Source organism: Acinetobacter sp. CIP 53.82, from assembly GCF_000369465.1.
In the GTDB taxonomy this organism is placed as follows: domain Bacteria; phylum Pseudomonadota; class Gammaproteobacteria; order Pseudomonadales; family Moraxellaceae; genus Acinetobacter; species Acinetobacter indicus.
The window spans coordinates 54,073-80,394 of sequence record NZ_KB850045.1 but is presented as its reverse complement, the minus strand read 5'-3'; the positions used below and the strand labels follow the sequence as shown (position 1 = coordinate 80,394).

Genomic DNA, 26,322 nt, shown 5'->3' with positions numbered 1-26,322 from the left:
GTTATGCCTCCGCGACTAGACCGTATTCTGTAGCATCTTCTAGATTTACGCTGACTAATTTTGATGTTCCCGGTTCAGGCATAGTAACACCTAATAAATCGGTTGCCATCGTCATTGCCAGCTTGTTATGTGTGATATATATAAATTGCACCTGTTCGGACAGTTCCTGGACCAGGTTACAGAAACGTCCGACATTGGCATCATCCAGCGGTGCATCGACTTCATCCAGCACACAAAACGGTGCCGGATTTAAACGGAAAATGGCAAAGACCAGTGCCAGTGCGGTCAGTGCTTTTTCTCCACCCGACAACAGCGCCAGTGAGCTGTTGCGTTTACCCGGTGGTCTTGCCATTAGTTTTACACCCGATTGCCAGTCATCTTCAAGACTTAAACTGGCTTCACCACCATTAAACACTTTGGGAAACAGCGCCTGCAGTTCGGTATTAATCTGGTCAAAGGTGGTCATAAACAGCTTGCGCGTTTCCTGATCAATACTTTTCATGGCCGCCTGTAACTGGGCCACGGTTTTTTCGAGATCTTCAATCTGATGGCTCAGTTCGGCATAACGGGCTGAAACTTCTTCATATTCTTCTGAAGCCGCCAGATTCACCGCACCCAATTTATCAAACTGCGCCTGGGCTTTTTCTAGCTGCTGCTGATGGGCCGTTACATCAATCTTCAGCCCCGGAATCAGCTCGCTGTTTAAGGCTTTCAGCTGTTCGGAATAATGCTGCAAGTCAGATTTGGCCGCTTGCCAAGCCAGACGTTTTTCTTCCAGCTGGCTACGCAGTTTTTCATCCTGCTGCTGCTGTTGATGGCGCTGCTCGGTCAGCTGCTGCTGTTTGCTCTGAATCTGGTTCAGTTCCAGCTGCCATTCATTCCAGGTCTGTTGCAGTTTTTCCGTCTGCTGCTGCTGCTCGGCAAACTGGCTGGCCAGTGCCGGCAATTCCAGCTGCACCGGATCGACAAACTTTTTCGCCTGCTCCATTTGTGCTGCAATCTGCTGATGCTGGGTCTTTAAAAAACCACCATCTTTTTCCAGCAATTCCAGCTGCTGTGTGGCCTGCACCGACTGGCGTCTTAACAGTTCCAGTTCCTGTTGCTGTTGCTGATATAGCTGCTGCGCCTGCTCCAGTTGTGCCGTTAATTCTTCCAGCTGGAATTGCAGGGTTTTATAGTTTGGCAGCGCCTGTTCCAGCTTGAGACTCAGTGCATGCAGATCAATTTCCAGATCATCTTTTTGCATGGCATCTTCTTCCAGCTGCTCCTCCAGTTGCTGCAGCTGATGCTGTAATTGCTGCTTCTGCACGGCAAAGGCCTGCGCAGCGCTCTGGATTTTGGCAATCTGCAGATCCAGTGCCTGCAATGCCTGCTGCTGCTGTTTCAGCAGCACCTGTTGTTCATGAAGCTGTTGCTGCAGCTGCTGGCACTGCTGTTGGCTGATGTTAAAGTCCTGTTCAGCCTGCTGTAACTCGGCCTGTTTCTGGCTCAGTAGCCCATCAATTTCTTCCAGACGGATGCGATGGCTTAAAGCCCCCTGCGCCGATTGTGAGGCTTCATCAAACAGTAAACCAATGACCCAGTCCGGCCCGACCTGATAGCCATCTAGAGTTAGAATGCTCTGCCCGGCCTGTAACTTTGGCTGTAATTGCAATGCCTGTGCCAAATCATCAGCCAGTGCCACCTGTTGCCATAAAGAAGAAGATGGCGATTCAATCCAGTCCGCCAGACAGCTTAAATTTGCCAGCTGAATCGGTGCGTGCTGGGCAGCAGGTTTTAACTGACGCGCCAGACTGTCCTGAAAGTTGTCATCTGCATCAAGCATTTGCGCATTCAGCCATTTGGCCAGAAACTTCTCAATTAATGCCGCATGCGGTTTGGCAGCATCGTTCAGGGTTAGCACCTGCATTAAGGCGGTGTGCTGTAACTGCTGTTTGGGGCTGTTTTTAATCAGTAGCTGATTCAGGTTTTTCTGCTCGGCCTGGAGCACCTGAATTTCCGATTTCAGTTCAGTACTGCTATTTTTATGCTGATTCAGCAGGCTGTGTGCCTGTTGCAGCTGCTGCTGTTGCGCCTGAATCTGCTGCTCCAGTTCGGCCAGCTGCTGGCTTAACTGAGCTTTGTCCTGGTTCAGCTGTTCGATTTCATCTTGCTGGGCCTGACTTTGCAGCGAGCTGCTCTGCTGCTGCAAGGTGTCTTTTTGCTGTTCAATCCGGCTGATATTTTTTAGCAACTGTTCGCTCTGGGCCAGCATTTGCAGTTTTTGCTGCTGCTGTTTTTCCACCTGCGCCTTAATCTGCTCAAACTGCTGCTGCACCTGTTGCTGCTGGGCTTTGAGCTGCTGCACAGCCTGTGCCTGCTCTTGCGTGCTTTGCTCGGCCTGTTGCAGCTGCTCAGTATACTGTTCCTGCTGGCTGAGTACTGTTTCTAGCTGCAGATCAATCAGCTGCAGACGTTCTTTGGTCTGGGCTTTCTGTTCCTGCAATTGCGCCAGCGTACTGCTGTTTTGCTGGACCAGCGACTGTTTCTGCTCCAGGGTCATTTTCAGCTCAGCCAGTTTCTTTTCAGCCTGCTGCCATTCATTCTGTAATGGTGTCGATTGCTGAATCAGACGCTGGAACAGCTCACTGGTATTGCCCAAATCATGTTCCAGCGTGCTTAGTTCGGAACGGGTCAGCTTGAACTGTTCGCCCAGTTCGGTCATCTGCACAGTATATTCCTGCTGCAAACGGCTGCTCTGCTCGCACTGGAACGATAAAATTTCAATTTTGATGCTGCGAATCTGGCTTTCTAAAGTCTTGTACTGCAGCGCAGTTTCCGACTGGCGTTTTAGGGTTTTGAGCTGGCCTTTCAGTTCGCTGGCAATATCTTCCAGCCGCGATAAGTTCTGGCTGGTATGGTCCAGATGCAGCATAGTTTCACGGCGACGGGCCTGATAACGCGATACCCCGGCCGCTTCTTCAATAAATACCCGCATCTCTTCCGGTTTGGCATCGACCAGACGGTTAATCATGCCCTGTTCGATAATGGCATAGGAGCGCGGCCCCAGACCGGTGCCAAGGAAAATATCGGTAATATCACGGCGCCGGCATTTGGTGCCATTTAAAAAATATTCTGATTTGCCATCGCGGTTGACCTGACGACGCACCGCCAGTTCGGTATAGGCGTTATAAGCGCCACCCAGCTTGCCATAGGTATTGTCAAAGCGCAGTTCGACACTGGCCATGCCCACCGGTTTACGCTTGGCGGTTCCGGTAAAAATCACATCCTGCATGCTGCCGCCACGCAGCTGACGCGCGCTGGATTCACCCATGACCCAGCGAATGGCATCAATCACATTAGACTTGCCACAGCCATTGGGGCCGACCACGGCCGTCCGGTTGGCTTTAAAATGTAAGGTGGTACTATCGGCAAAAGATTTAAAGCCGGAAAGTTTTAAGCTGCTTAAACGCATAATGTCCCGATCAACGGCGTGAGCGGCGTGCCCAGGCCAGTTCAATTTGTTTCATACGGGTCAGAGATTCCAACACCAGATTGCGCAAGTGTCGACAAAAATCATCCATAAATAAAGAGGCTTGTTGTGATTTTCGGATTAAAATTGCATCAATTACCAGTTTAAATAGATCAAACGATTCCTGTAACTCCCGACGTGACGTATTCAGGGTTAAAAAATAGCTGCGCCGTAACGACGGCAGCAACTCTTGATAGAATTTCATCAGGTACAGATTGGCCACCATATCCTGCTGCTGGGCCAGGGTTTGGAAAATTAGGTCATAAAATTTTTCGGTATGACCCTGCCGGTATTCGGCCTCAATCTGCTCCATCAGCTTTTGCAGCTGTTCAATTTCATGATGACGCCAGGTTTCCGCAATGCGCTGTACAATCTGCCCCAGCAGCAGACTGCAGGTATCAAACAGGGCGCGCACCTGCTGGGCCGACATTTCCGATACAATCGCGCCGCGCCGCGGAAAAATTTCAATCAGATGGGTGCGTTCCAACAGCAGCAGTGCCTCACGCACCGAACCGCGACTGACATCCAGCTCTTTGGCAATACGCAGTTCCTGAATGCGCTCGCCCTCTACCAGCTCGCCACTAATAATCTGCTCGCCGATATGTTTTGCAATCTGTTCAGATAGACTGTCTGTTTCTTGTTGTTGCATACTGTTCCTGTGTTATTTTTATACCATGCGCGCAGTTGCAGCGGGTCTTTCTTATTGTCTTTTTTACTGGCTTAGCAACCAAATTTCCATGACATTGTCCGACAATTTTCTGTCGCTATAGCCAATTTTCAACCACACCATCAAGCGCTTAAAAATAAGCGCTAAAGCCTTGGTAAATAAAATACAGACCGACGGTGGTCAACAAACCTGAAAAACATTTTTTTAGCATGGCCGGTGACAAAATATGTGCAACTTTTGCGCCAAGCTTGGCGGTCATAAAGCTCATCACGCTAATGCCAATAAAGGCATATAAATGTACATAGCCCCAGGTATTCGGCACGCTCACCTCAGACTGCTGGCCAAACCAGACAAAACCCAGAGCGCCGGCAATAGCAATCGGCAAGCCACAGGCTGCAGAAGTGGCAACTGCTTTTTGCATCACCACACCACAACGGTTCAGGAACGGTACGGTTAAGCTGCCGCCGCCAATCCCGAAAATGGCCGAGGCAATCCCAATTCCGCCACCGGCCAGCATTTGCGCACCGGTTGAAGGCAACTGACGTGAAGGATCAACCGGGGTATTTGAACCACGGAACATGCGATAGGCCACCCACACCGCAAAGAACCCGATTACCAGCTGCAAGCCCTGCCCCGACATTAAATCGGCAATCCCGGCACCAAAAAATGCACCCAGAATTAGGCCGGGTGCCAAATTGCGAAACACATTCCACATCACCGCACCTTTTTTATGGTGCGCCGTGACCGAACTGATGGAAGTTACGATAATGGTCGCCAGTGAAGTCCCGACCGCCATATGCATAATCACGCTAGGATCATAATTCAGCTGGGTAAATACAATGTACAAAATTGGCACAATAATTAAGCCACCGCCCACCCCGAACAGACCTGCAGCAAATCCGGCAATTGCGCCAATCAGTAAATATATGATTAACTCCATAAATTATATTCCACTATTCTCAGATTCATATGGATGTAGAGACTCGACAGTTACAACAACAGCTCAGCGAAGCCGGACAGCTTCCTGAAGTCCTTATTTTAAAACCTGTGACTACATCAACCAATGATGATGTACGCGAGATTGCTCAAAAAGGAATACAGAGCGTTCTGGTCTGCAGCGCCCGACAAACACAAGGCAGAGGACAACGCCAACGGCAATGGGTGTCCCCAGAAGGAAACGTCTATTTAAGCACATTGCTAAATTTACGAACACCCGTAGATGGCCGTTTAGCCCTGGAAATTGCCTTAAATATTTTGCAGATGCCAAGCCTGCGCCAGCTGAACCTGCAGGTGAAGTGGCCGAATGATTTATATAGCCCGCAAGGCAAATGGGGCGGTATTCTGATTGAGCCCCTGTCGACCCAGCAGGTCATTGTCGGGGTGGGGATTAATCTGGCGCCAATTCCGGCCGAGCAGATTGATCAGCACGCCACTTCCCTGGCCGAATTGGGCCTAAATGATATTTCCCGAATTCAGCTGATTGCCGAGCTGTATCTGGCCATTCAGCAGGCACAAGAATGGTTTAACCATAACAGCTATCAACTGGTTTCACGTTTTAATCATCATGCCGCTTTTCAGCAACAGCCGGTAGAATTTGAACATCATGGCGGTGTGGCCCAGGGGTTGTTTTTAGGCATTCAGGATGATGGCGCAATTCAGATTGAAACTGCCTCTGGCGTTGAAGTGTTTTATCAGGGCCGTTTACGCCCGCAAATGTCGGGACAGTGAGCGCAGCACATGAAAAATTTATGGTTAGATATTGGCAATACCCGGCTCAAATACTGGATTACCGAACATCAGCAGATTGTAGAACATGCCGCTGAACTGCATCTGCAATCTCCGGCCGATTTACTGCTGGGCCTGATCCAGCATTTTAAAAGCCTGAACCTGACCCATGTCGGGGTATCTTCGGTACAGGACCAGAAAAACAATAAACGGATTCAGCAAATTTTAAAATTCCTGAATATTCCGGTGATTTTTGCGCGGGTACAGGCTGAATATGCCGGCCTGAGCTGTGGCTATGATATTCAGCAGCTGGGGATTGACCGCTGGTTACAGGTACTGGCCGTAGCTGAAGCCGACAAAGATTTATGTGTGATTAGCTGCGGCACCGCGCTGACCATTGATCTGACTCAAGGCCATCAGCATCTGGGGGGTTATATTCTGCCCAACCTATATTTGCAGCGTGATTCGTTAATTCAGCACACCAAAGGCATCCGGATTCCGGAAGCAGCCTTTGATGACCTAAGCCCCGGCACCAATACCCTGGATGCCGTGCATCATGGCATTTTACTGGGGCTACTCAGCAGTATTGAATATGTCATGCAGCAATCTCCGCGGCAACTGGTGCTGACTGGGGGGGATGCGCCGCTGTTTGCCAAATTCCTGCAGCATTACCAGCCCTTAGTCGAACAGGACTTATTGCTGAAAGGTTTGCAGCGCTATATCCAGCATTATTCCACGGCCAATGAGTCCACACCGCTTATTCCACAATAATATGAGGCAGAATTGCCTGCCAGACTTCCACCAGTTCGGTACAGCCTTGAGAGTCAATAAAATGGCCTTGATGCTGTGCCTCAATGGCTTTGGCATCCAGACTGCGCGCCTGCTCCAGACTAAATTTTGGCAGCACCCGGTCATCGCCAGCTGAGTAAATCACCACCCGATGCGCAATCTGGCGTTTTAGCAAGTCAAAATCAATTTTACAGGCATCAATAAAAGGATTGACCTCGTCCAGCCGGCCCAAACGGCCATTAAAGCCGGCCACCAGCACCACCTGTTTAATTTTCTGGGTTTTCAGTTTCTTGGTCAGAAAGTGCAAAGTGGCAATACAGCCCAGACTATGGGCAATGAAAATGGTATTTTCGTCAATCTCATCGATCTGCTCATCCATTTGCCGCTTCCACACTTCCAGAGTTGGCGTTGGCGATGGATCGAGTCTTAACACTTTCAGACTGGCTTTTTGCTGGTCGGCATATTCCTGAATCCAGGGAAACCAGTTTTCATCCGGACTGGCGGTATAACCATGTACCACATAAATTTGTGCCATTGTTGTGCTCGCTGTTCGTTCCTGATGCACATCAGTGTGCCCGAAACAGCGCGGCTTTCGGGTAAGCGTCTGTTGGGTTTTCTTAAAGATCACCGCAGCACGTTCGCTTGAATGACTTAAAAATGGAGAGCAACAAAAAGGCGCACCCGGCGCCTTGTTGTTTTGAATCCCTTATTTTTTCGGTTCTTTACCACCGAACAGCGGACCCATACCGCCACCACCGCCAAACTGCTTTTGCAGATTGCCCAATGATTTCATCATTTTTGCCATACCTGATGGATTGGCAAATTTCTTCATCATTTTGGCCATTTGCGCATGCTGTTTAATCAGTTTATTGACTTCAGACACATCCATACCACAACCGGCCGCAATACGTTTTTTACGGCTTGGGTTCATCAGGTCCGGATTACGGCGTTCTTTGACGGTCATCGACTGGATGATGGCTTCCATCTTTTTCACCTGCTTCTCTGGGTTCGCCTGTGCAATCGCATCCTGAATACCAGAGTTACTCATGCCCGGCAGCTTGTCCAGGAAGCCCATCATACCGCCCATTTTATTCATTTGCTCAAACTGCATCAGCATGTCTTCAAAGTTGAAGCTGCCGCCTTTTTGCAGTTTTTTCGCCATTTTTTCGGCTTTTTCTTTGTCGATTTTGCGTTCAACTTCTTCGACCAGAGAAAGCACATCACCCATGCCCAGAATACGCTGTGCCACACGTTCCGGATGGAATGGCTCGAGGGCATCGAGTTTTTCACCCATCCCCAGGAATTTGATTGGCTTGCCAGTAATGGCACGCACCGACAGCGCCGCACCACCACGCGCATCACCATCCGTTTTGGTGAGAATGACACCGGTTAATGGCAAGGCATCATTAAAGGCTTTGGCAGTATTGGCCGCATCCTGACCGGTCATGGCATCAACCACGAACAGGGTTTCAGTCGGGTTAATTGCCGCATGCAGCGCTTTAATTTCGTCCATCATGTCGTCATCGACATGCAGACGACCGGCGGTATCGACAATTAACACATCGGCAAACTGGATTTTTGCCTGCTCAATGGCACGATTGGCAATATCAATCGGGCGTTCATTGGCATTCGATTCCAGGAAAATCGCACCGACATCCCCGGCCACTGTTTGCAGCTGTTTAATTGCCGCTGGACGATAAACGTCGGCAGACACCATCGCCACTTTTTTCTTTTGACGTTCCTGTAAGAAACGTGCCAGCTTGGCTGCCGTGGTGGTTTTACCCGCACCCTGCAAACCGGCCAGAAGCACCACCACTGGTGGTTTTGCTGCAAGGTCAAGGCTCTCGTTGGCCTCGCCCATCATTTTGGTTAATTCGTCATAAACGATTTTAACGAATGCCTGACCCGGTGATAACTGTGTCATCACTTCCTGACCTAATGCCTCTTCCTTAACTTTCGCGATGAATTCACGAGTTACAGGTAACGCCACATCGGCTTCAAGAAGTGCCATACGTACTTCACGTAACGTATCTTTAATATTGTCTTCGGTTAGCTGCCCTGAGCCAGTAACATTTCTTAAACTCTGCGTGAGTCGTTCTGTTAAGGTATCAAACATTGCAAAATCCGCTTAAAATAGCCATCAGCAAAAAAATGTTTCTTAAAATAGAAAATTTATGCATAAGATGCTATAGGATACTGTAGTTCGCATCGAATTTATATAAATGAATATTCATCATCCTGAAAAAGGTTTGACATGAGCAGTCTCCCCTTGGTTTACACGATTCTGGCATTAATCGCTTATACCACTTCGTTCTGGTATTTATTTAAGCATTTAATGTCCAAGCGTGCTCCAAACCATTGGTTTATTGGTATTGTGCTGGGCTTGGGTTTATGTTTGCACGCCGCTGTGCTGTATAACGACATGCTGCTGCCGATGGGCATTAACTATAACGTGTTTAACCTGATGTCCTTTACCTCAGGCTTAATGCTGTTATTAAGTGTGCTGTTTAGTACTTACCGGCCGGTGATTGCGCTAAACCTGATTGGGATTCCAGTGGCCGCAACCGGCCTGATTCTGGGGCATTCCTTTAGCGGTTTAAACCTGTTTGTCGAAAACAATTCTTTAGGTCTGGATATTCATATCCTACTGTCGTTATCGGCCTATGCGGTCTTGCTGATGGCCACCATTCATGCGGTCTTGCTCTGGTTTCAGAACCGGGAGCTGAAAAACAAACAGAAACGCCGGATTTGGGTGAATTTGCTGCCACCGTTTCAAGCCATGGAAGAGCTGCTGTTTGATATGCTGATTGCCGGCTTTATCCTGCTGACGCTGGCATTGGGTTTTGGTTTCCTAACCATTGATAACTTCTTTGCCCAGCACTTAGCGCATAAGACTGCCTTTAGTATTATTTCCTGGTTTATCTATGGCGCGCTGCTGTTGGGCCGTTATAAATTTGGCTGGCGTGGCCAGAAAGCCATTCGCTTTACCATTATTGGCTTCTTCTTGCTGGCGCTTGGCTTTATTGGTTCCAAGTTTGTGTTACAGATGATTTTGGGCAAGTAAGATGCTTTTGTTCAGTTTGCCACATTAAAAGCGTGGAACAGTGATTAAATAATAAGCGTGGAACATGATAAATTATTAAAAAAGCCCAAGTAGCCGTACCTGAGCTTTTCACCATACAATAAGACTATGATTTATATGGGATAAAAAATAGTATTTCGTATAAGGTGTATTATGTTAATTTTAGAATAAATTAAGAATTATCCAATTGAAATTAAAAAAAATATATATTTATAATTAAATGAACATCCAAGTTAAGAACTAAAATGATAAGAGACGATTTAAAAAAATATCCTAAAGCAATATGGATACATTTTTATAAAAACCGTATAAGTTTGATGGCAGAGAATGGCACAGTCAAAGCAACTGAAATTCCTAAATCACCTTATGATCACCCAAGAATGATTTTGGCAGATTTTGAAAGCGCTACAACAACATTAAAAGCTTTAATGAGACACCATTCTAACGGTTTATCTTTTTTCAAGTTTACAGCTCCTATTACGATTGTCCAAATAATGGAGCCGATACAAGGTAATTTAACTAAGATTGAAATACGAGCTTTTAAGGAGTTATTTCTTAATACTGGTGCAAGAGAAGTAAAGCTATATGACCTTGATGGAAACTCTATTGAAGAATAATTTTAAAAGCCCTATTTAACATAATGGCTGTTATACGAAATAAAAAAAACTAGGCACAGGCCTAGGTCTTAAATTTTAAAAAAATATAAAAATTAATGATATAGCCTCAGTTTTTCAACTTCATATAACGTGTATTATGTTAATTTTAGAAAAACTAATTGATTCTTGAAAGTAAACAGGCTTCCATTATCAGATATTAAGAGGTCTCAAATTCTTTCTGATAATAGATTAACTAATACTTTTAATTCATCTCGTAATTGATTTAAGTTATCAAACTCAATGTTCTTGGTAAGCTCTTTAGGAATCTTTTCTGCTTCAGCAGATAAGTCTCGCCCTTTATCTTTTAATGAAATAAGAACTCGTCTTTCATCATTAGGATCACGTGATCGATTAATTAGACCAGATGTCTCCATTCTTTTTAATAGTGGGGTTAATGTTCCACTATCAAGATGTAAAATTTGTCCAAGATCACCCACACTTACACATTCTTTTTCCCACAAAACCAACATCACTAAATATTGAGGATAAGTGAGTCCGAGAGGTGTAAGAAAAGGGCGATAAGCTTTTACGATTAAATTAGATGCAGCATAAATAGGAAAACATAGTTGCTCATCTAAGCAAAGCTGATTCTTGGACATAGCTTTTTATTTGGTATAGACAGTGGTAGACACCTGTATATTACCTCGAATAGCATTGGAATAAGGACATACTTGATGCGTTTGTTCCACGATTTTCTCTGCATCAGCTTGTGAAATACCTGAAAGCGTGACATCTAAGTGTACTGTCAAGGCAAATCCACCATTGCCATTAGCAACCATTCCAACAGTACTCAGGACCTCTACATCGTTATCACGGATTTTATATTCTTTATTGCTACGAGTTACATGGATCACTGCATTTCCAAAGCATGCAGCATAGCCAGCTGCAAATAATTGTTCAGGATTCGTTGCATCACCTTTACCACCTAATTCTTTTGGCAAAGCCAATTTTAGTTCTAAGATACCATCTTCACTACGAATCGTTCCCGAACGTCCACCGACTGCTTTGACTTGAGTTGAATAGAGAGTACTCATGTACATTACCTTGCTTAATATTATATTGTGTAAAATATAATTGCACACAATTAAATATAGGTCAATTATTTCCCTTTGTTTTTTATTTAACATAATGGTGATTATGCGAAATATAAAGGCTAAGCCTTAGCTCACTCCACAATACTTCAAAGACCTTTTCCTAGACATCTCGGTAAAAAAAACGTATAACACCGTTTTTCAAATTAACAGGTGAACGCGTTGAAACTTGTGCTTGCACCCATGGAAGGCTTAACCGATCCGATCATGCGTGATGTCCTCACGTCTGTCGGCAGCTTCGACTGGTGTGTGACTGAGTTTATTCGGGTCACCGACTCGATTCTGCCCGATCATATCTATCACAGCTATTGCCCGGAATTATTGAACGGCGGTAAAACTGTGGCTGGCACTCCGGTACATGTGCAGTTTCTAGGCAACAACCCGGACATGCTGGCTGCCAATGCAGTCAAAGTTGCAGCCATGGGCGCACCAGCGATTGATCTGAACTTTGGCTGTCCGGCCAAAACCGTAAATCGTCATCGTGGCGGTTCGGTCCTGCTAGATGAACCGGAAGTGGTACATGAGCTGGTCAAAGCTGTGCGCGATGCCGTGCCGGCACATATTCCGGTTTCTGCCAAAATGCGCTTAGGCTATATGGATCGCAACTTCATGCTGGACAATGCCCATGCCATTGAAGATGCAGGCGCCTCCTGGGTCACGGTCCATGCGCGCACCAAAGCCGATGGTTATACCCCGCCGGCCTTTTGGGATCAGCTGGCCCCGATTCGTGAAGCCCTAAAGATTAATGTGATTGCCAATGGGGAAATCTGGACCAATGCCGATGCCAAACAATGCCAGTTAGAATCGGGCTGTGAAGATTTAATGATTGGTCGTGGTGCCGTCACCACCCCCGACCTCACTCAATGTATCCGCCAGAATTCTGATGCACCCTTACTGAGCTGGCCAGATTTGCTTGATTTACAAATTCGCTTTATTTACGGTCCGGCCAAAACCGAAATTGGTATGCTGGGGCGTTATAAACAATGGCTGGGCATGATGTCGAAACATTATCCAGAAGCCAAAGCGCTATGGGATGAGGTTAAACGCATCAAAAAGCTGGATGAAATTATTGCCACCCTGCAAGCCTCGCAACACACGGCACTCTAAACCAAACATTGTCGCGGCTGTTTACAGGGCTTGTCTAACAACTGTTTGATCACTTTTGTGTAATCATCTTGCAAGCCGCAGTTTAAAAACTCCGGCTGATGACATTGCCCTGAAAATTCAGACAATCTTCTACCCGAGTCCGCTGAACCGGCGCCAGTTGCGCCAGATCAAACCAGCGATATTCGGCATGTTCATCGCTTAGCTGAATCTGTGCATCTTCCGGTACATGACAGCGAAAAATAAAAGCATGGGATTGCACCGCTGCATGAAAATACACACCCGACAAATACCCCACCTGCACCTGACAGCCAATTTCTTCCTGACATTCCCGAATTAAGGCCTCGTGGATGGTTTCCCCCATATCCAGCGCGCCACCCGGTAAGCCCCAGGCCTGATCGGCATAGGTAGCTTTAAGTAACAGCACCTGCTGCTGGGCATTACAAATTACCGCATGCGAACTTAAGCGATAAAAATCATGAAAGGCCAACGAACTGCTCTCCCCTAGTTTTAAACGATAACCTAACGGCCAGATGCAAACAGCCGTATGTGGACAAGGATGCAATCATTAGGAATCTGTCACCACGGCCTGACTTAAATCGGCCTGCCCCAAACGCTGGATTTCCTCCAGCTTCTGTTTGCGTAATCGCTCACTGCTTAAGGTCTCCTGTAAATCCAGCGCCAGTGCTTTCAGCAAATCCAGATCTTCTTCAGACATCTGCCGCACCTGCTTGTCCAGAATACATAAGCTGCCTATGGCCAAGCCCTGTTTGCTTTGAATGGGTACCCCGGCATAAAAACGGATTTTCTGTCTGGCCAGATGAGGATACTGCCGGAAGCGTGGATCACGCTGAATATCTTCAATAACCAGCGCTTCATTCTGATAAACCAGATGGGTACAAATCGACTCCTCACGGCGCTGCGCTGCGTAGATCGGCGACTCCACCGCTTCTGCCAGCGGACTGGCCGGAGTATGCACCTGCCCGGCATCGACCAGCGAAATCTGGGCATATTTCACATCAAAGGCCTGCCGTGCTTCTTCAATATACTGGCTGTAAATTGGCAGCAATTGCGGCTGCAATAAATCCAGTTCATGCAAGGCCTGCAAGCGTTCAGGCTCATTCTCATGCAGCAGTGCTGCCGCCGGATTTTCCCCTTGCGCCATCAGCAGCATATCCATACTCTGCATCAGTTCATTCACACTATTTACCACCGCTTCCGGCTGAAACAGGCGCTCAATCTCATCACGCAAATGCGTCGACTGATTGCCCAGCAAGGCAAACACCAGTTTGATCTGCGGTTTTAGTGTGCGTATCCGGTGGTTCAACAGGCGGATTTGCGCCATCGGTTGCTGATGGAAAATAGTGATACAGATGATGTCGGTCGATTCCGGCACGGCACTCAACACATCCGAGCGCGATTGAATCAAGGCATCGGCATGGCTACAGGCGGCAATCTTTTTCAGGTTCAGGCCATGGGCCAGCATGGCAGAAGCCAGCACATCCACCTCCCAACGTGCCCCCAGACACATGACTTTGGGGTTGTTCAGTTCGGTCTGTAGCGGATATTGCTGCTGAAATTCATGATTAAACCGTTTTAAACCCTGATGCATGCGCAAACGGTGTTCGGCGCTGGCCTCGGTATTATGGACCTGCGAAAACAGGCAAATCGCAGGAATCGCCACTTCATCATAGAAATTATTGATTTTCCGGACCAGCGCTTCTTCATTCGTTTTTTTCGGCAGCTCCTGCTGGATATATGCATTAGCCACATCCAGCGCATCATGTACTTCATCGGCCACTAAACGCTGATAAAAACGTTCGGGCGGTGACAGCACCGGGGCACTGCCAATTAACACTTTGACAAAGCCCAACGCCGGAATATAGTGCGACAGCACCAGCAAACAGGCCGTTAACGGTGTTGATAAAATCAGACCAATTGGTCCCCAGATTAAGGTCCAGAAGGTGGCAGCCAGAATAATCGACAAGGTAGTCAGGCCGGTACTTTCGCCATATAACCACGGCTCAATGATGTTATTACTGATCAGCTCCAGCAGCAGAATCAGGCCCAGCGTCCAGAGGAACATATTCCAGCCTGGATCCACCGCAAAGGCCAGCGTTAACGGGAACACCGCAGAAATGATCGGGCCGACATAAGGCACAAAGCGCAGCACCACCGCCAGCATGCCCCACATGATGGCCGCAGGCACGCCAATAAACCACAGTCCGGCTGCCATCGGAATGCCATAGGTGACATTGACCAGCAATTGCATGCGCAAATAGGTACCAATGCGCTGGCCGGCTTCATCCAGCACATCGGTACCAATATTCAAATTACCGCCAAGCAGACGCAACAAGCGGTCATGCAGATCTTTACGGCTAATTAAAATCAGCACCACAAATAAAAATACGATACCAATGGTGGCAATCGGGCTTAAAATCTTGCTGCCCCACTCCATGGCGGCATCGGAAGGACTTTGCTCCAGTCCGACCACCTTGACATTCTGCACACCCTTTTCCTGCTCGACCTGATTGATGCCTTCAAACGAGCTTTCCACCGTATCGAAAGTGGTTTTGGCCCCATCCCAGGCACTAGGGCCAGAGGTTAGCGATTTCACCGTATTCAGTTTTTGCTGAATGGTGTCCTGATATTGCGGTAATTCCTGACTTAAATCCTTGAGCTGAAAACCCAGATAACTGCCCAGTCCAGCCAGCACACTAATGGTGAAAATCATGACAATGGCAATCGACGGCAGCTGTGGCAGCCCCCATTTTTTTAGCCGTGACACCAGCGGTTCCAGCAAAAATGCCAGCAAAATAGCCAGTGCCAGCGGAATCAGCACATCCTGACCAAAATACAGCGCCGCAATAATCACCGCGCTAATCACAAAACCGGCCATCACCCGGACAATATTCTGGGTTTCAATATCCCGCTTGACCCAACTGGCGGCAGATTTTTCCGGCTTCCAGTGATGGGGACGCGGCGGCTTCACTTCGGGCTGGAGCAGACCCGGTTTATTGTTCTGTTTTCGCATGGCTGGGCACATCCTGTTGCTCTTTATTTATTATTTACGAGCTTCGGCTCTTTATTTCAAATAGATTCCTGTAAAAAAAACGCCTAATTTCAGCAAGAAACAGCACAGAAGATGAAGATGGGAAAGTATTGAAAGCAGCAAAATGCCACATACACAACTGTGCCATTGCAAGGGAAAAATATTAAGGATGAATGATGGCTTTGCTGTAAATATCCGGGTCCATTTCCAGAATTTCGACACACAGTTGCAACGTCAATTCATTCTGTGGCGGCAGATAATCCTGCAACACCTCCAGCACGGTCCGGGAAATTTCCTGCTTTAGGGCGGTACTACGGCCTTTTAAAATCGAGATTTTGGCATGCACATAGGCCTGTGCGCTTTCATCCAGTCCAATCACATAGTCCTGCTGGCAGATGGCGCGACTTTTAATATCAGAGGCATTAGCAAACAGGCCATTCTCGACCAGCGTCCGGTTGATACGACTGAGCAAAGGCTTCATTTCAAGCGCCTGCAGCTGATCTGAATATTCAAGATGGATATGTGGCATCAGCCTTCTCCCGATATGGTGCAGATGTGATCTTAAAAATTCAGGGTTTTACCCTGCTTCAAAGCAAGATAAAACCCAAGAGAAACAGTGCGATTATGCTTTTTTCACATATTCCGATTTCAGTTTAATTGCGCCAATACCATCTACTTTACAGTCAATATCATGACCATCTGATGCTTCTGGCAATAGACGGATATTTTTCACTTTGGTACCCACTTTCACCACAGAAGATGAACCTTTAATTTTCAGGTCTTTAATCACCGTCACGGTATCGCCATCGGCCAGTACATTACCATTGGCATCTTTAATGATGGCGCCGGCCTCGGCTTCTGCCTGCTCCTCTTCTTTCCATTCATGTGCGCATTCAGGACAAATCAGCAAGTCACCATCTTGATAGGTATATTCGGACTGGCATTTTGGGCAATTCGGTAAAGACATAAAAACCTCGAAACGAGCAAAATAAAAAATATAAAGGTCTACTATAACATTTATATTTTTCATCACGTTAAAATCCCTAACCGGTTTAGGGATTAATAACAATATTTGTGTTATTTGCCCGGGTGTTCCAGCAGCTGTTTAAACACCTGCAGATGATTATGCTGTTCGTTTTCTGCTGCGGTTAACAGGGTAATTGGTCCCTTCTGCGCCAGTTGCCGGATTTCCTCCACCGCGTCCAAATGCTGCTGCAACTCTTGCCGATAACGCTGCTGAAACTCGGGCCAGTGCCGCTCAGTATCTTCATGGAACCATTTACGCAGTTCGGTCGAGGGGGTTAAATCCTTCGGCCACAGGTCAATCTGGGCATCGGCTTTTTTGATCCCGCGCGGCCAGATCCGGTCCAGCAGAATCCGGGTACCGTCCTGCTTGCTTACAGCCTGATAAATACGTTTGGTAGCAATGGGCATGGTTTTACTCATCCGGAATGTCAGGGGTCACCAGCAGGCTGAGTAAATCCAGACATTCCTGCCAGCCCAAATAACAGCCATCGACGGGAATGGCATCGGGCAGATTGTCCTGCTGAATCCAGACTTCGGTTCCGACCGATACCGCCTTAAACTCAATCGTGACCTGAATCAGTCCCGGAAAATCCGGGCTATCAAACTCATCCTGATAACGCAGTCGCTGCTCGGGAATCACTTCCAGATACTGCCCGTGAAAACCGTGGCATTTGCCCGTGCTCAAATTACAAAAGGCAATTTTATATTGACCGTTGACCACGGGTTCAAACTGTTCAATCTGCACGATAAAACCATGTGGCGCCATCCATTTGACTAAAGCATGCGGATCGACAAAGGCCCGATACACCCGTGATAACGGCGCCTGAAATATACGGTGTAACTGTACGCTGTGTTGCATGACATCACCTGTTGACAGCGAATAATTTTCAGTCTACGCCTTCTGCCCTGGGCCTGTGTATGACTTTGGTTGAAGCGAGCGTAAAGCAAAAAAGCATGCGCTCCGGCATGCTTTTTTGTACTAGAAAATGGGGTTAAACTGGATAGCTTTCTTCTTCGTCTTCATCATCATAGACATAGGCCATGCAGCCCCAGCCATCATATTCACCCTGGAACTGGTTGGCGATTTTGGTGAACCATTCTTCCAAGTCGACAATATCGGCATAGGCCGGTTCCATATAAACATAAATGGTAATAATCCATTCGGTCACACCAGAATCATCATCCTGAAATAAAGAGATTTTTTGTTCTTCATTTAACAGAAATAAGGCACAACGTTCAGCCTGTTCCTGGTCGGTAAAGGCAATTGAATATTCAATTTCATGTGCCTCGTCCAGATCATCACCATCTTCATGCATTTGCCAAAGTACGTTGCCGTTGTCGTCATCTGGAAATTGTTCATAATCGCGTGACATCGTTTTGTCCTTGTTCTGTGTTGTTGTTCTACTGGTCAGCTTACCCTAATTTTGTTGCAGTTCCGAGATAGAGCGCTTAATTTTTTTTCTGTTCTATCATCCTGATCTCTATCCGGATCGGCAATCCCCTGTTTTGGGGAGAGCACTCCAAATCGGATCAACTGCTTAAAACGGCACCTGTCCATGAATTTCAACCGCGGCACCGCTTAAAGGCTGAGTAAAAGCCAGATAACTGGCATGCAAGGCCATGCGTTTTAGGGGACTGCGTGCAGGTTCTGGATGATACAGCTTATCGCCGGTAATTGGATGGCCGATATACTGCATATGCACGCGCAGCTGGTGTGAACGCCCGGTAATTGGAGTCAGCAATACCCGGCTGATATCTGTCTCTGCATTATAGTCCAGTCCCTGATATAAAGTCTGTGCCGGCTTACCCAGTTCAAAATGCACCATCTGACGCGGCCGGTTTTCCCAGTCGGTAATTAACGGCACTTCGACTTTGCCCTCACCGTCGAGTTTGCCCTGTACCAGTGCAATATAGTGCTTGGTCACGGTGCGCGCCTGAAACATTTTACTCACTGCTACTTCTGCATCTCGATGTTTGGCAAACATCAGAATACCCGAGGTGGCCATATCTAAACGATGGGTAATTTTAGCCTGTGGATAACGCGCCAACACGCGTAAATAAGCACTGTCCTGATGCTCCGGCAACCGCCCCGGCACCGACAGCAAACCCGCCGGCTTTTCAATCACCACCAGATCATCATCTTCATAGAGCAGGACCAGTGGCTCTTGCGGCGGGCAATATACAAAGTTGTCGTTTAAAGGCATGGCGGTACAGCTTGGGAGTCGAAAGCGGGCAAAATATCAAGCGGCCAATCTGCTGTCAATCTATTGAGAAGATACATATTTGATCGGGAAGCTACTGGAGAGAAATAGTTTTTATTCTCTGGTTTTTCGAGTTTGATTTTTATAGTTTGTTGTTCTGGTCATGCACGGAATTTTTTAGGGTGTCAGGGAAAACTTGCTGTTTACTTCAACTATCATCACGTTGTACGTCATGATCTTATAGCCTATAAACTTCTGATCTATAGCGTCCTAAGCCGAATCGAGACCTTTTGGGTGAGTACTGCACTCGCGTTTTGCGCCGCTGACAGCATGCTACTCTTTTCGATCCCGTCACACCCTTGAGAGATATAGTAGTCAAAGCCTGCCGAAATTGTTTTCCGAAGATCAGCCAATTTAAAATATTTTCAGGAAATTTTCCCAAATAAAGCACACTCACAAGAAATTTTTATACCCTAGGTTAAATTCTTCATTTTATTTTGCAGAAAATGGCGATTTTAAGAGAATTTATCTAAGTGATTATGATGACTCAGGCAGCGGCTGCATCAGTTGAATTAAATTACCGCAGCCATCTTCCAGCACGGCAATTTTCACATTGCCAGCCAGCATCGGTGCTTGAGTAAAAACCACACCTAGCGCGAGTAAACGCTGATATTCTGCCTCAAGATCGTTGACCTGAAATGAGGTATAAGCAATACCATCTGCCTTAATCGCGGCTTTAAAGGCTTTCGCTGCGGGATGCACATCTGGTTCTAGTAGCAGCTCAACACCATCTGGCTGCTCGGGAGAAACCAGCGTCAACCAGCGATATTCACCCACCGGGACATCCTGTTTTAGCCGAAAACCAAGTATCTGAGTATAAAACTGCAAGGCTTTTTCCTGATCATCGAGCATAAGACTGGTGACATAAATTTTCATTGTTCTGCTCGGTAGTTTTTATTTTTTATAGCATAGCTGCTTTCAGTACCCTGTAGGATTCTGGCAAATAAGGTTGCGATAACTGAAAGGAAAATGAAGGTGATTTAAACGAATATAGTGAAATAGGAATAACAAAAAGATAAAGAAGAATAGAGATGTTGAAATTTTTATTTTTAAGGGAGCGGGAAATACTTCAACTATTAAAACTTGGTAAGTTCTAACTTTTTGCCTATAAACTTCTGATCTATAGCGTCCTAAGCCGAATCGAGACCTTGTGGGTAAGTACTACACGCACGTGATACGTTACTGGTAGCAATCTACTCTTTTCGATCCCCTTTCACCCTTGAGCAATAGAATAGTCAAAAGCGGATGGGATTGTTTTCCTAAGCTTCGATGTTTTTTCATCTTTTTGATATTTTTTCTCACATCAAACGGCTTAAATAGAATTTTTTATTTTCAGGCTGTCATAATCATGATTCTTTTTCATGATTCTGTATTTTTCTGGAATATTCAGGCATAGATTATTCTGCCCGGTTCATGACATCACAGATCTTTAATCTTGAGAGGTGAGCTGTTTAAAATAACTGCCCTTGAATGAGCTGGGCGCTAAACCACCAGCCACTTAAGGCTGACATGCAACAGAGCAAATTGGCCAAGACTTTATTCAGTTTAGATAAGGTCGATTGATAAATTTTGATATTCAGCATGTAAGCCAGCACGGCATAAACCACCCCAATGGCACCACCAAACAGCACCAGCAGTAACGGCCAACCCGCCAGCAGATGCGCCTTGACCGGCAATTGAGTATAAGAATCGGCAGCTTGAGAGTTTGACATGGCTTTGCTCCTGATGATTTTTCTTTAAAACCAGCATCCACCCGAAAGTGGATGTGGCGCTCCTAGGAAGCATCATGAAGCAAAAAACAGGCCAGTTATTTATTTTAAATACAGCCAGCGAGTATAACGGTTGATATAGGCATTCAGCCCATCGCCATATTGGGCCAGCTGTTTCATATTCTCGACATGCTGCACACCGGCGCTGGCATAGCTATAAGTATAGACCCTGCTATTTTTACGGAACTGAACCCGAATAAACTCTTGACCAATTTCATAATTGGCCACACCAGAGTCATGGTTAAGATCAAGATAATGTTGCAAAGACTGCACCTGAAATATGCTATATGTCTTATTCAATATGGGGATTAATGGCTATTTTTTAAACAGATTTAAGTAATAAACACCCAAATTTTTATTATTCATTTTCACTAAGATACAGCCTTAAACCTACTCAATTTTATCTTGATTTTGTGCTTTCTTTTTGTAGGGCTTCAACTGTTCTAACACCGCGAAAATTCAGCATTTTTGATTGATCCCATTAAAAAGCCCTATCATGTGATAGGGCTTTCATTCAAAACAGAGGGTAACTGTTTGAGTGCTGTTGCTTAGGCATTCTTATTGTTAAATTGATTGCCTTGGCATTTGGTACACGGGGGTAAACGGTCTGTACCAATTTCTAAGTAAACGCGATGTCCGCATTGGACACAAAAATAGAAGCCTGTTCCTGGCTTGTCGCCTGCAGTTACCATCTTTGTTCTCCGTATGATTTAGAAATGGTCTATTCAGTATAACCAATCTGTGATGATTGTCTATTGTCCATTTCGACGAGTGATGATGGCATTTGGGCTAAGGATAATTTTGATAGAAAATTAAGCTGGCTTTATAGAAATTTAATAAGAAATTTTTCCAATTTGAGTTGTAGATGCTAATTAATTTGGTATTAAATCCCGCAATCAGGAAAAGATTTTTTATTCTTATTTAATTTTTAAAATATATTTCTAATTCTATAAACGCTTATTTATCTCCCGTAATACCTATAAGTCTGCAAATCTGTCTTCTATAAAAAAATATCCCATTCAAAAATGGGATATTTTTTAAACCAATTTAGCAATTAGGATCGATAACAAAATTGGTTTGACTGAATTTCTGCCATGCCCCTGTCGCAGCACCATCAACAACAAGAATTGAGATAATGCCCCAGTCGACCAGAATGCCTAATAAGGTGGTTGGGTCAAATGTCTTTTGAGGTGTGATGCTCGTGGTTTGGCAGCCTGGTTTTTCTGCCTTAATTACATAATTTTCTTTCTTCTTAAAAGTATAAACAGCACTACGCTGGCCCATATACTCTTCATTTACATATAGCTTGGCTAATTCATCATTACTACGAATATTTACAGTCTGTGTTGAACCATTAAACATCGTGGCACAGCCTGTCATAAACAACATAACACTCGCTAAAATTACAGCAGTTAATTTTCCCATAACCCCCTCATCAATTGCATTTTTACAAAAACGCTATTGCAAATTACAAAAAAGAAAACAAACTACTCTTTTCAATTAAAAAATTCAATTAATTTATTGAATTTATTTATTTTTTTAATTATTTTAAATTTAGTTTTATATATTTCTAATAAATTCTAAATCGCATTCAACCTTTAATATATTTTAAATAATGAATAGGGAATCAGCCTTAATATCGACCACTGGACGTATGACAGAAGTCCACTTTTTAATTCAATCTTAAAACCTCCTTCGAATCTTCTCTGTAAGCACCAATAAAAAACGCCCCAATGTACATTAGAGCGTTTTTAAACAATTTCAATAACTTTAATCTCCCCCTAACCCTGAGCCATACATGGCATAAGAAAAAAAGAGAAACTCCCTCCTTTCTTAAAGGAGGGTTGGGGAGGATTCATTTAATAATTAAGCCACATTCCCTTCCAAGAAATCCTGCGCAAAGCGTTGCAATACACCGCCCGCTTCATACACAGACACTTCCTCTTCGGTATCTAGACGACAGGTCACCGGCACTTCAACAATCTGGTTCTTGCCATCATCCGTTGAACGCTCAATCACCAAAGTCAACGTCGAACGTGGCGCGATATTACCAATCACGCTATACAGTTCTGTACCATCCAAACCTAAAGTTTTACGGTCTGTGCCCGGCTTAAACTCAAGCGGTAACACACCCATCCCAACCAGGTTAGTCCGGTGAATACGCTCAAAACCTTCTGCCACAATCGCTTCAACACCAGCAAGGCGTACACCTTTAGCCGCCCAGTCACGGCTTGAGCCTTGGCCGTAGTCTTTACCGGCAACAATAATCAGCGGCTGTTTACGATTCATGTAGGTTTCAATCGCTTCCCACATCCGCATTACTTCGCCTTCAGGCTCGACACGCGCTTTGGAACCTTGCTTAATGGTACCGTCAGAACGTACCACCATTTCATTAAACAATTTCGGGTTGGCCAGCGTTGCACGTTGTGCCGTCAAGTGATCACCGCGGTGGGTGGCATAGGAGTTGAAATCTTCCTCAGGCAAGCCCATTTTCGCCAGATATTCACCTGCCGCCGAATCCAGAATAATTGCATTCGATGGTGATAAATGGTCAGTGGTAATGTTATCGCCCAAAATTGCCAGCGGACGCATATTGGCTAATGTACGCGGTGCAGCCAGCGCGCCTTCCCAATATGGTGGACGGCGAATATAAGTACTTTGCGGACGCCAGTCATATAGCGGACTTGCCGCCTGCTCCACTTCGCCCAAGTCAAACATTGGAATATAGACTTTCTGGAACTGCTCAGGCTTCACCGAGGTTTTCACTAATGCATCAATTTCTTCATCCGACGGCCAAATGTCTTTCAGATAAATTGGATTACCGTTCTGGTCGGTGCCCAACGCATCTTTTTCGATGTCAAAACGGATGGTACCGGCAATTGCATAGGCAACCACGAGTGGTGGAGATGCCAGGAAAGCCTGTTTTGCATAAGGATGAATACGACCATCAAAGTTACGGTTGCCCGACAGCACCGCAGTCGCATACAGGTCACGGTCAATAATTTCCTGCTGAATCTTTGGATCAAGCGCGCCTGACATCCCGTTACAAGTCGTACATGCATAAGCGACGATGCCAAAACCGAGTTTTTCTAAGTCTTTCAGTACACCCGCTTCTTCCAAATACAGCGCAGCTGCTTTAGACCCCGGTGCAAATGACGATTTCACCCAAGGTTTACGCACAAGACCGAGCTCATTGGCTTTACGTGCCAGCAAACCTGCCGCAACGGTATTACGTGGGTTTGAGGTATTGGTACATGAGGTAATCGCGGCAATGATGATGGCACCATCTGGCATCAAACCATCGGTACGCTGTTCAACAATGCCGGCAATGCCTTTTTCTTTTAAGTCACTTGTGGATACACGTGCATGTGGATTGGATGGCCCTGCAATATTACGGGTTACCGTTGATAAGTCGAAACGCAGCACACGTGGATATTCCGCCTGTGTCATGTCAGATGCCCAAAGCCCAATTTCTTTGGCATAGGTTTCAACCAGTTTGACTTGTTCAGGCTCACGACCGGTCAGGGTTAAATAGTCGATGGTGTTCTGATCAATATAGAACATCGCAGCGGTTGCACCATATTCAGGGGTCATATTGGAGATGGTGGCACGATCACCCACTGACATGCTGTCCGCACCTTCACCAAAGAACTCTAAATAGGCACCGACCACACGCTCTTTACGCAGGAATTCAGTTAACGCCAAGACGATATCTGTTGCAGTAATGCCCGGCTGACGCTGACCAACCAATTCTACCCCAATAATGTCCGGCAGACGCATCCAAGATGCACGACCCAGCATCACATTTTCAGCTTCAAGACCACCCACACCGACTGAAATCACGCCTAGCGCATCGGTATGCGGGGTATGCGAGTCTGTACCCACGCAGGTATCCGGGAATGCTACGCCATCACGGTTTTGAATTACCGGTGACATTTTTTCCAGGTTAATCTGGTGCATGATGCCGTTGCCTGCCGGAATCACATCGACATTTTTAAAGGCTGTTTTGGTCCATTCAATAAAATGGAAACGGTCTTCATTACGACGGTCTTCGACTGCACGGTTTTTCTCAAATGCATCCGGATCAAATCCACCGTATTCCACCGCCAGTGAGTGATCGACAATCAGCTGGGTTGGCACCACCGGATTGACTTTGGATGGATCACCGCCCTGATCGGCAATGGCATCACGCAGACCGGCAAGATCGACCAGTGCCGTTTGCCCCAAAATATCATGACAGACTACACGTGCTGGATACCATGGAAAATCATGCTCCTGCTTGCGTTCAATCAGCTGGCGTAAGGACTGCTCTAAAATGGCTGGATCACAACGACGCACCAACTGCTCGGCCAGCACTTTGGAGGTATAAGGAAGTTTGGCATATGCGCCTGGCTGAATATCTTCAACGGCTTGTCGCACATCATAATATTCTAGCGGGGTGCCTTGCAGCGGTTTACGGTAGTTGTTATTCATAGCGTACCTGCCTTGTTCTGACTTCTTCTTTCAAAGTTTTGTTGTTTAACATTCATGCTGCTTGGCATTGTACGCTGCCCGAAGCCTATTTCCCAAATTTCATATATTTCATAAACTTAAGTTAAAAATAATACATTTTTGAAAAATTTGGTTACATCTAATAGAAAATTCTGGCCAGAAATATGATTTTTTTTGAAAAATAGCGCAAAATTAACCTCATTCTTTAGTATTAGATACGGTTTCGAGATTAGAACATGAGTAATCTGACTTTCTCTGCATTCACTTTAAACGGTGTAGATGCGCAAAAATTCTTACAAGGTCAAGTCACGGTAGATGTCGAAAAACTGCCGCAAACCGAAACCCGTTATACTGCAATTTGTAGCCTGAAAGGCCGTATTCTGTTTGGTTTATGGCTGACCAAACAGAATGCTGAACAGTTTGAAATTGTAGTAACGGCCGATCAAGCTGAAGACTTTGCCAAACACATTAAAAAGTTTGGTGCTTTCTCGAAAATGAAACTGGAAGAAGCCGGTCAGGTTTATCCGGTCGTAAACGGTCTAAACACCCAGTTCACAAGTACTGAACAGGATATTCAAGCATGGCAATTAAAGGCGCTTGAAAGTGGTCAGGCCTGGATTCAGGCCAGCACCGCGGAACTGTTCCAGCCACAGGAACTGCGCCTGCATCAGCGTGGAGGCATTCATTATGACAAAGGCTGTTATTTGGGTCAGGAAGTGATTGCCCGTTTATGGTTTAAAGCCAAGCCAAAACACTGGCTGCATCTGATTCAGGGTACAGGCGATGCTCCGGCTATCGCCAGCAAACTGAACAATGATGTAGAAGTAGTGAATAGCCTGGCTATTGATAGCGGTTATCAAGCTTTGGTGGTAGCAAAACCGGATGCCTTAGCCGAGATGGATGTAACGGTTCTGGATTTACCTGAAGCTTTAAGCGGTGATGTGGCGCGGCCGCAAAATTAAGCGTGTCACTAGCAGATCTATGAAAAACAGCCCAAGTGACACGTGTAACTTGGGTTGTTTTTTTATCCGTCAAAAAAACGAGACTGATTTACAAATTGAAGCAATCCTTAAATTCAGGATTTTTTATTATTGTTCC

27 protein-coding genes are annotated in these 26,322 nt (G+C 45.9%); 6 read left to right on the top strand and 21 right to left on the bottom strand.

The window, feature by feature from the left end; all coding sequences use genetic code 11:
- Position 1: 1 nt before the first annotated feature.
- The 3 genes from smc to F905_RS00850 all read right to left on the bottom strand — a co-directional run bounded on the left by smc (position 2) and on the right by F905_RS00850 (position 5,118).
- Entirely contained in the window at positions 2-3,454 is a 3,453-nt protein-coding gene (gene smc / locus F905_RS00860) for a chromosome segregation protein SMC (RefSeq protein WP_005175926.1), read from the bottom strand.
- 10 nt (positions 3,455-3,464) lie between these two features.
- A complete protein-coding gene (locus F905_RS00855; RefSeq protein ID WP_005175922.1) occupies positions 3,465-4,160 on the bottom strand; it encodes a GntR family transcriptional regulator in 696 nt (231 codons plus the stop codon).
- Positions 4,161-4,308: 148 nt separating this feature from the next.
- A complete protein-coding gene (locus tag F905_RS00850) occupies positions 4,309-5,118 on the bottom strand; it encodes a sulfite exporter TauE/SafE family protein (RefSeq protein ID WP_005175920.1) in 810 nt (269 codons plus the stop codon).
- A 29-nt stretch (positions 5,119-5,147) separates the two neighbouring features.
- Between F905_RS00850 and F905_RS00845 the strand changes: the two genes are divergently transcribed.
- Complete coding sequence (locus F905_RS00845) at positions 5,148-5,906, top strand: biotin--[acetyl-CoA-carboxylase] ligase (RefSeq protein WP_005175916.1); 759 nt, start codon at positions 5,148-5,150, stop codon at positions 5,904-5,906.
- A gap of 9 nt (positions 5,907-5,915) precedes the next feature.
- A complete protein-coding gene (locus F905_RS00840) occupies positions 5,916-6,674 on the top strand; it encodes a type III pantothenate kinase (RefSeq protein WP_005175909.1) in 759 nt (252 codons plus the stop codon).
- Here the strand turns inward: F905_RS00840 and F905_RS00835 are convergent.
- Both F905_RS00835 and ffh read right to left on the bottom strand, forming a co-directional pair.
- Positions 6,661-7,227 (bottom strand): RBBP9/YdeN family alpha/beta hydrolase, encoded by a 567-nt coding sequence (locus F905_RS00835; RefSeq protein ID WP_005175903.1) that lies wholly within the window; start codon positions 7,225-7,227, stop codon positions 6,661-6,663. The genes F905_RS00840 and F905_RS00835 overlap by 14 nt on opposite strands.
- Positions 7,228-7,398: 171 nt before the next feature.
- Positions 7,399-8,808, bottom strand: a complete 1,410-nt coding sequence (gene ffh, locus F905_RS00830; RefSeq protein ID WP_005175901.1) for a signal recognition particle protein — start codon at positions 8,806-8,808, stop codon at positions 7,399-7,401.
- Between the two features lie 138 nt (positions 8,809-8,946).
- On the opposite strand from ffh, the gene F905_RS00825 reads away from it, so the two are divergent.
- Positions 8,947-9,756, top strand: coding sequence for a cytochrome C assembly family protein (locus tag F905_RS00825; RefSeq protein ID WP_005175899.1), 810 nt, complete (start codon positions 8,947-8,949; stop codon positions 9,754-9,756).
- A 263-nt stretch (positions 9,757-10,019) separates the two neighbouring features.
- A complete protein-coding gene (locus tag F905_RS00820; protein WP_004726814.1) occupies positions 10,020-10,391 on the top strand; it encodes a hypothetical protein in 372 nt (123 codons plus the stop codon).
- A 206-nt stretch (positions 10,392-10,597) separates the two neighbouring features.
- Here the strand turns inward: F905_RS00820 and F905_RS00815 are convergent, their stop codons facing one another.
- Together F905_RS00815 and F905_RS00810 are read right to left on the bottom strand one after the other, a co-directional pair.
- Positions 10,598-11,029 (bottom strand): MarR family winged helix-turn-helix transcriptional regulator, encoded by a 432-nt coding sequence (locus F905_RS00815; protein ID WP_000042163.1) that lies wholly within the window; start codon positions 11,027-11,029, stop codon positions 10,598-10,600.
- Between the two features lie 6 nt (positions 11,030-11,035).
- Entirely contained in the window at positions 11,036-11,464 is a 429-nt protein-coding gene (locus F905_RS00810; protein WP_005175891.1) for an organic hydroperoxide resistance protein, read from the bottom strand.
- Positions 11,465-11,683: 219 nt separating this feature from the next.
- On the opposite strand from F905_RS00810, the gene F905_RS00805 reads away from it, so the two are divergent.
- Positions 11,684-12,628, top strand: coding sequence for a tRNA dihydrouridine synthase (locus F905_RS00805; RefSeq protein ID WP_180749046.1), 945 nt, complete (start codon positions 11,684-11,686; stop codon positions 12,626-12,628).
- Positions 12,629-12,710: 82 nt separating this feature from the next.
- On the opposite strand, the gene F905_RS00800 is transcribed toward F905_RS00805, so the two are convergent.
- The 14 genes from F905_RS00800 to acnD all read right to left on the bottom strand — a co-directional run bounded on the left by F905_RS00800 (position 12,711) and on the right by acnD (position 25,206).
- Complete coding sequence (locus tag F905_RS00800) at positions 12,711-13,115, bottom strand: NUDIX hydrolase (protein WP_005175886.1); 405 nt, start codon at positions 13,113-13,115, stop codon at positions 12,711-12,713.
- A 78-nt stretch (positions 13,116-13,193) separates the two neighbouring features.
- Entirely contained in the window at positions 13,194-15,659 is a 2,466-nt protein-coding gene (locus F905_RS00795) for an AI-2E family transporter (protein WP_005175884.1), read from the bottom strand.
- A gap of 181 nt (positions 15,660-15,840) precedes the next feature.
- The gene (locus F905_RS00790; RefSeq protein ID WP_005175881.1) at positions 15,841-16,206 is read right to left on the bottom strand and encodes a 5-carboxymethyl-2-hydroxymuconate Delta-isomerase; all 366 of its coding nucleotides are present in this window, start codon (positions 16,204-16,206) and stop codon (positions 15,841-15,843) included.
- A gap of 93 nt (positions 16,207-16,299) precedes the next feature.
- Entirely contained in the window at positions 16,300-16,644 is a 345-nt protein-coding gene (locus F905_RS00785) for a zinc ribbon domain-containing protein YjdM (RefSeq protein ID WP_005175878.1), read from the bottom strand.
- A 110-nt stretch (positions 16,645-16,754) separates the two neighbouring features.
- Complete coding sequence (locus F905_RS00780; RefSeq protein WP_005175875.1) at positions 16,755-17,111, bottom strand: DUF488 domain-containing protein; 357 nt, start codon at positions 17,109-17,111, stop codon at positions 16,755-16,757.
- Positions 17,112-17,115: 4 nt separating this feature from the next.
- Entirely contained in the window at positions 17,116-17,562 is a 447-nt protein-coding gene (locus tag F905_RS00775; RefSeq protein ID WP_005175872.1) for an SRPBCC family protein, read from the bottom strand.
- A 133-nt stretch (positions 17,563-17,695) separates the two neighbouring features.
- Positions 17,696-18,076, bottom strand: a complete 381-nt coding sequence (locus F905_RS00770) for a ribonuclease E inhibitor RraB (protein ID WP_005175869.1) — start codon at positions 18,074-18,076, stop codon at positions 17,696-17,698.
- A 165-nt stretch (positions 18,077-18,241) separates the two neighbouring features.
- Positions 18,242-18,907, bottom strand: a complete 666-nt coding sequence (locus F905_RS00765; RefSeq protein WP_005175867.1) for a pseudouridine synthase — start codon at positions 18,905-18,907, stop codon at positions 18,242-18,244.
- 534 nt (positions 18,908-19,441) lie between these two features.
- Positions 19,442-19,840: a VOC family protein gene (locus F905_RS00760; protein WP_005175866.1), complete on the bottom strand. Its 399-nt coding sequence runs from the start codon at positions 19,838-19,840 to the stop codon at positions 19,442-19,444.
- Positions 19,841-20,415: 575 nt separating this feature from the next.
- On the bottom strand, positions 20,416-20,676 hold the full coding sequence (locus tag F905_RS00755) for a hypothetical protein (protein ID WP_005175864.1): 261 nt from the start codon (positions 20,674-20,676) through the stop codon (positions 20,416-20,418).
- Between the two features lie 99 nt (positions 20,677-20,775).
- On the bottom strand, positions 20,776-20,997 hold the full coding sequence (locus tag F905_RS00750) for a hypothetical protein (RefSeq protein WP_005175863.1): 222 nt from the start codon (positions 20,995-20,997) through the stop codon (positions 20,776-20,778).
- A 284-nt stretch (positions 20,998-21,281) separates the two neighbouring features.
- On the bottom strand, positions 21,282-21,425 hold the full coding sequence (locus F905_RS15030; RefSeq protein WP_075167893.1) for a zinc ribbon-containing protein: 144 nt from the start codon (positions 21,423-21,425) through the stop codon (positions 21,282-21,284).
- A 355-nt stretch (positions 21,426-21,780) separates the two neighbouring features.
- The gene (locus F905_RS00745) at positions 21,781-22,122 is read right to left on the bottom strand and encodes a hypothetical protein (protein ID WP_034597578.1); all 342 of its coding nucleotides are present in this window, start codon (positions 22,120-22,122) and stop codon (positions 21,781-21,783) included.
- Positions 22,123-22,599: 477 nt separating this feature from the next.
- Positions 22,600-25,206, bottom strand: a complete 2,607-nt coding sequence (gene acnD / locus F905_RS00740) for a Fe/S-dependent 2-methylisocitrate dehydratase AcnD (protein ID WP_005175861.1) — start codon at positions 25,204-25,206, stop codon at positions 22,600-22,602.
- A gap of 254 nt (positions 25,207-25,460) precedes the next feature.
- Here acnD and F905_RS00735 point away from each other — a divergent pair, with 254 nt between their 5' ends.
- Positions 25,461-26,186: a CAF17-like 4Fe-4S cluster assembly/insertion protein YgfZ gene (locus F905_RS00735; RefSeq protein ID WP_005175860.1), complete on the top strand. Its 726-nt coding sequence runs from the start codon at positions 25,461-25,463 to the stop codon at positions 26,184-26,186.
- Positions 26,187-26,322: the final 136 nt, after the last annotated feature.

Excerpts from the sequence above, each read along its gene's own strand:
- F905_RS00745 (WP_034597578.1), bottom strand. The coding sequence starts at position 22,122 with ATGTTGTTTATGACAGGCTGTGCCACGATGTTTAATGGTTCAACACAG.
- F905_RS00835 (WP_005175903.1), bottom strand. The coding sequence starts at position 7,227 with ATGGCACAAATTTATGTGGTACATGGTTATACCGCCAGTCCGGATGAA.
- ffh (WP_005175901.1), bottom strand. The coding sequence starts at position 8,808 with ATGTTTGATACCTTAACAGAACGACTCACGCAGAGTTTAAGAAATGTT.
- F905_RS00810 (WP_005175891.1), bottom strand. The coding sequence starts at position 11,464 with ATGAGTACTCTCTATTCAACTCAAGTCAAAGCAGTCGGTGGACGTTCG.
- F905_RS00825 (WP_005175899.1), top strand. The coding sequence starts at position 8,947 with ATGAGCAGTCTCCCCTTGGTTTACACGATTCTGGCATTAATCGCTTAT.
- F905_RS00855 (WP_005175922.1), bottom strand. The coding sequence starts at position 4,160 with ATGCAACAACAAGAAACAGACAGTCTATCTGAACAGATTGCAAAACAT.
- F905_RS00775 (WP_005175872.1), bottom strand. The coding sequence starts at position 17,562 with ATGCAACACAGCGTACAGTTACACCGTATATTTCAGGCGCCGTTATCA.
- F905_RS00840 (WP_005175909.1), top strand. The coding sequence starts at position 5,916 with ATGAAAAATTTATGGTTAGATATTGGCAATACCCGGCTCAAATACTGG.
- F905_RS00815 (WP_000042163.1), bottom strand. The coding sequence starts at position 11,029 with ATGTCCAAGAATCAGCTTTGCTTAGATGAGCAACTATGTTTTCCTATT.
- F905_RS00755 (WP_005175864.1), bottom strand. The coding sequence starts at position 20,676 with ATGTCAAACTCTCAAGCTGCCGATTCTTATACTCAATTGCCGGTCAAG.
- F905_RS00765 (WP_005175867.1), bottom strand. The coding sequence starts at position 18,907 with ATGCCTTTAAACGACAACTTTGTATATTGCCCGCCGCAAGAGCCACTG.
- F905_RS00795 (WP_005175884.1), bottom strand. The coding sequence starts at position 15,659 with ATGCGAAAACAGAACAATAAACCGGGTCTGCTCCAGCCCGAAGTGAAG.
- F905_RS00820 (WP_004726814.1), top strand. The coding sequence starts at position 10,020 with ATGATAAGAGACGATTTAAAAAAATATCCTAAAGCAATATGGATACAT.
- F905_RS00850 (WP_005175920.1), bottom strand. The coding sequence starts at position 5,118 with ATGGAGTTAATCATATATTTACTGATTGGCGCAATTGCCGGATTTGCT.
- F905_RS00790 (WP_005175881.1), bottom strand. The coding sequence starts at position 16,206 with ATGCCACATATCCATCTTGAATATTCAGATCAGCTGCAGGCGCTTGAA.
- F905_RS00760 (WP_005175866.1), bottom strand. The coding sequence starts at position 19,840 with ATGAAAATTTATGTCACCAGTCTTATGCTCGATGATCAGGAAAAAGCC.
- smc (WP_005175926.1), bottom strand. The coding sequence starts at position 3,454 with ATGCGTTTAAGCAGCTTAAAACTTTCCGGCTTTAAATCTTTTGCCGAT.
- F905_RS00845 (WP_005175916.1), top strand. The coding sequence starts at position 5,148 with ATGGATGTAGAGACTCGACAGTTACAACAACAGCTCAGCGAAGCCGGA.
- F905_RS00735 (WP_005175860.1), top strand. The coding sequence starts at position 25,461 with ATGAGTAATCTGACTTTCTCTGCATTCACTTTAAACGGTGTAGATGCG.
- F905_RS00770 (WP_005175869.1), bottom strand. The coding sequence starts at position 18,076 with ATGTCACGCGATTATGAACAATTTCCAGATGACGACAACGGCAACGTA.
- F905_RS00780 (WP_005175875.1), bottom strand. The coding sequence starts at position 17,111 with ATGCCCATTGCTACCAAACGTATTTATCAGGCTGTAAGCAAGCAGGAC.
- F905_RS00785 (WP_005175878.1), bottom strand. The coding sequence starts at position 16,644 with ATGTCTTTACCGAATTGCCCAAAATGCCAGTCCGAATATACCTATCAA.
- acnD (WP_005175861.1), bottom strand. The coding sequence starts at position 25,206 with ATGAATAACAACTACCGTAAACCGCTGCAAGGCACCCCGCTAGAATAT.
- F905_RS15030 (WP_075167893.1), bottom strand. The coding sequence starts at position 21,425 with ATGGTAACTGCAGGCGACAAGCCAGGAACAGGCTTCTATTTTTGTGTC.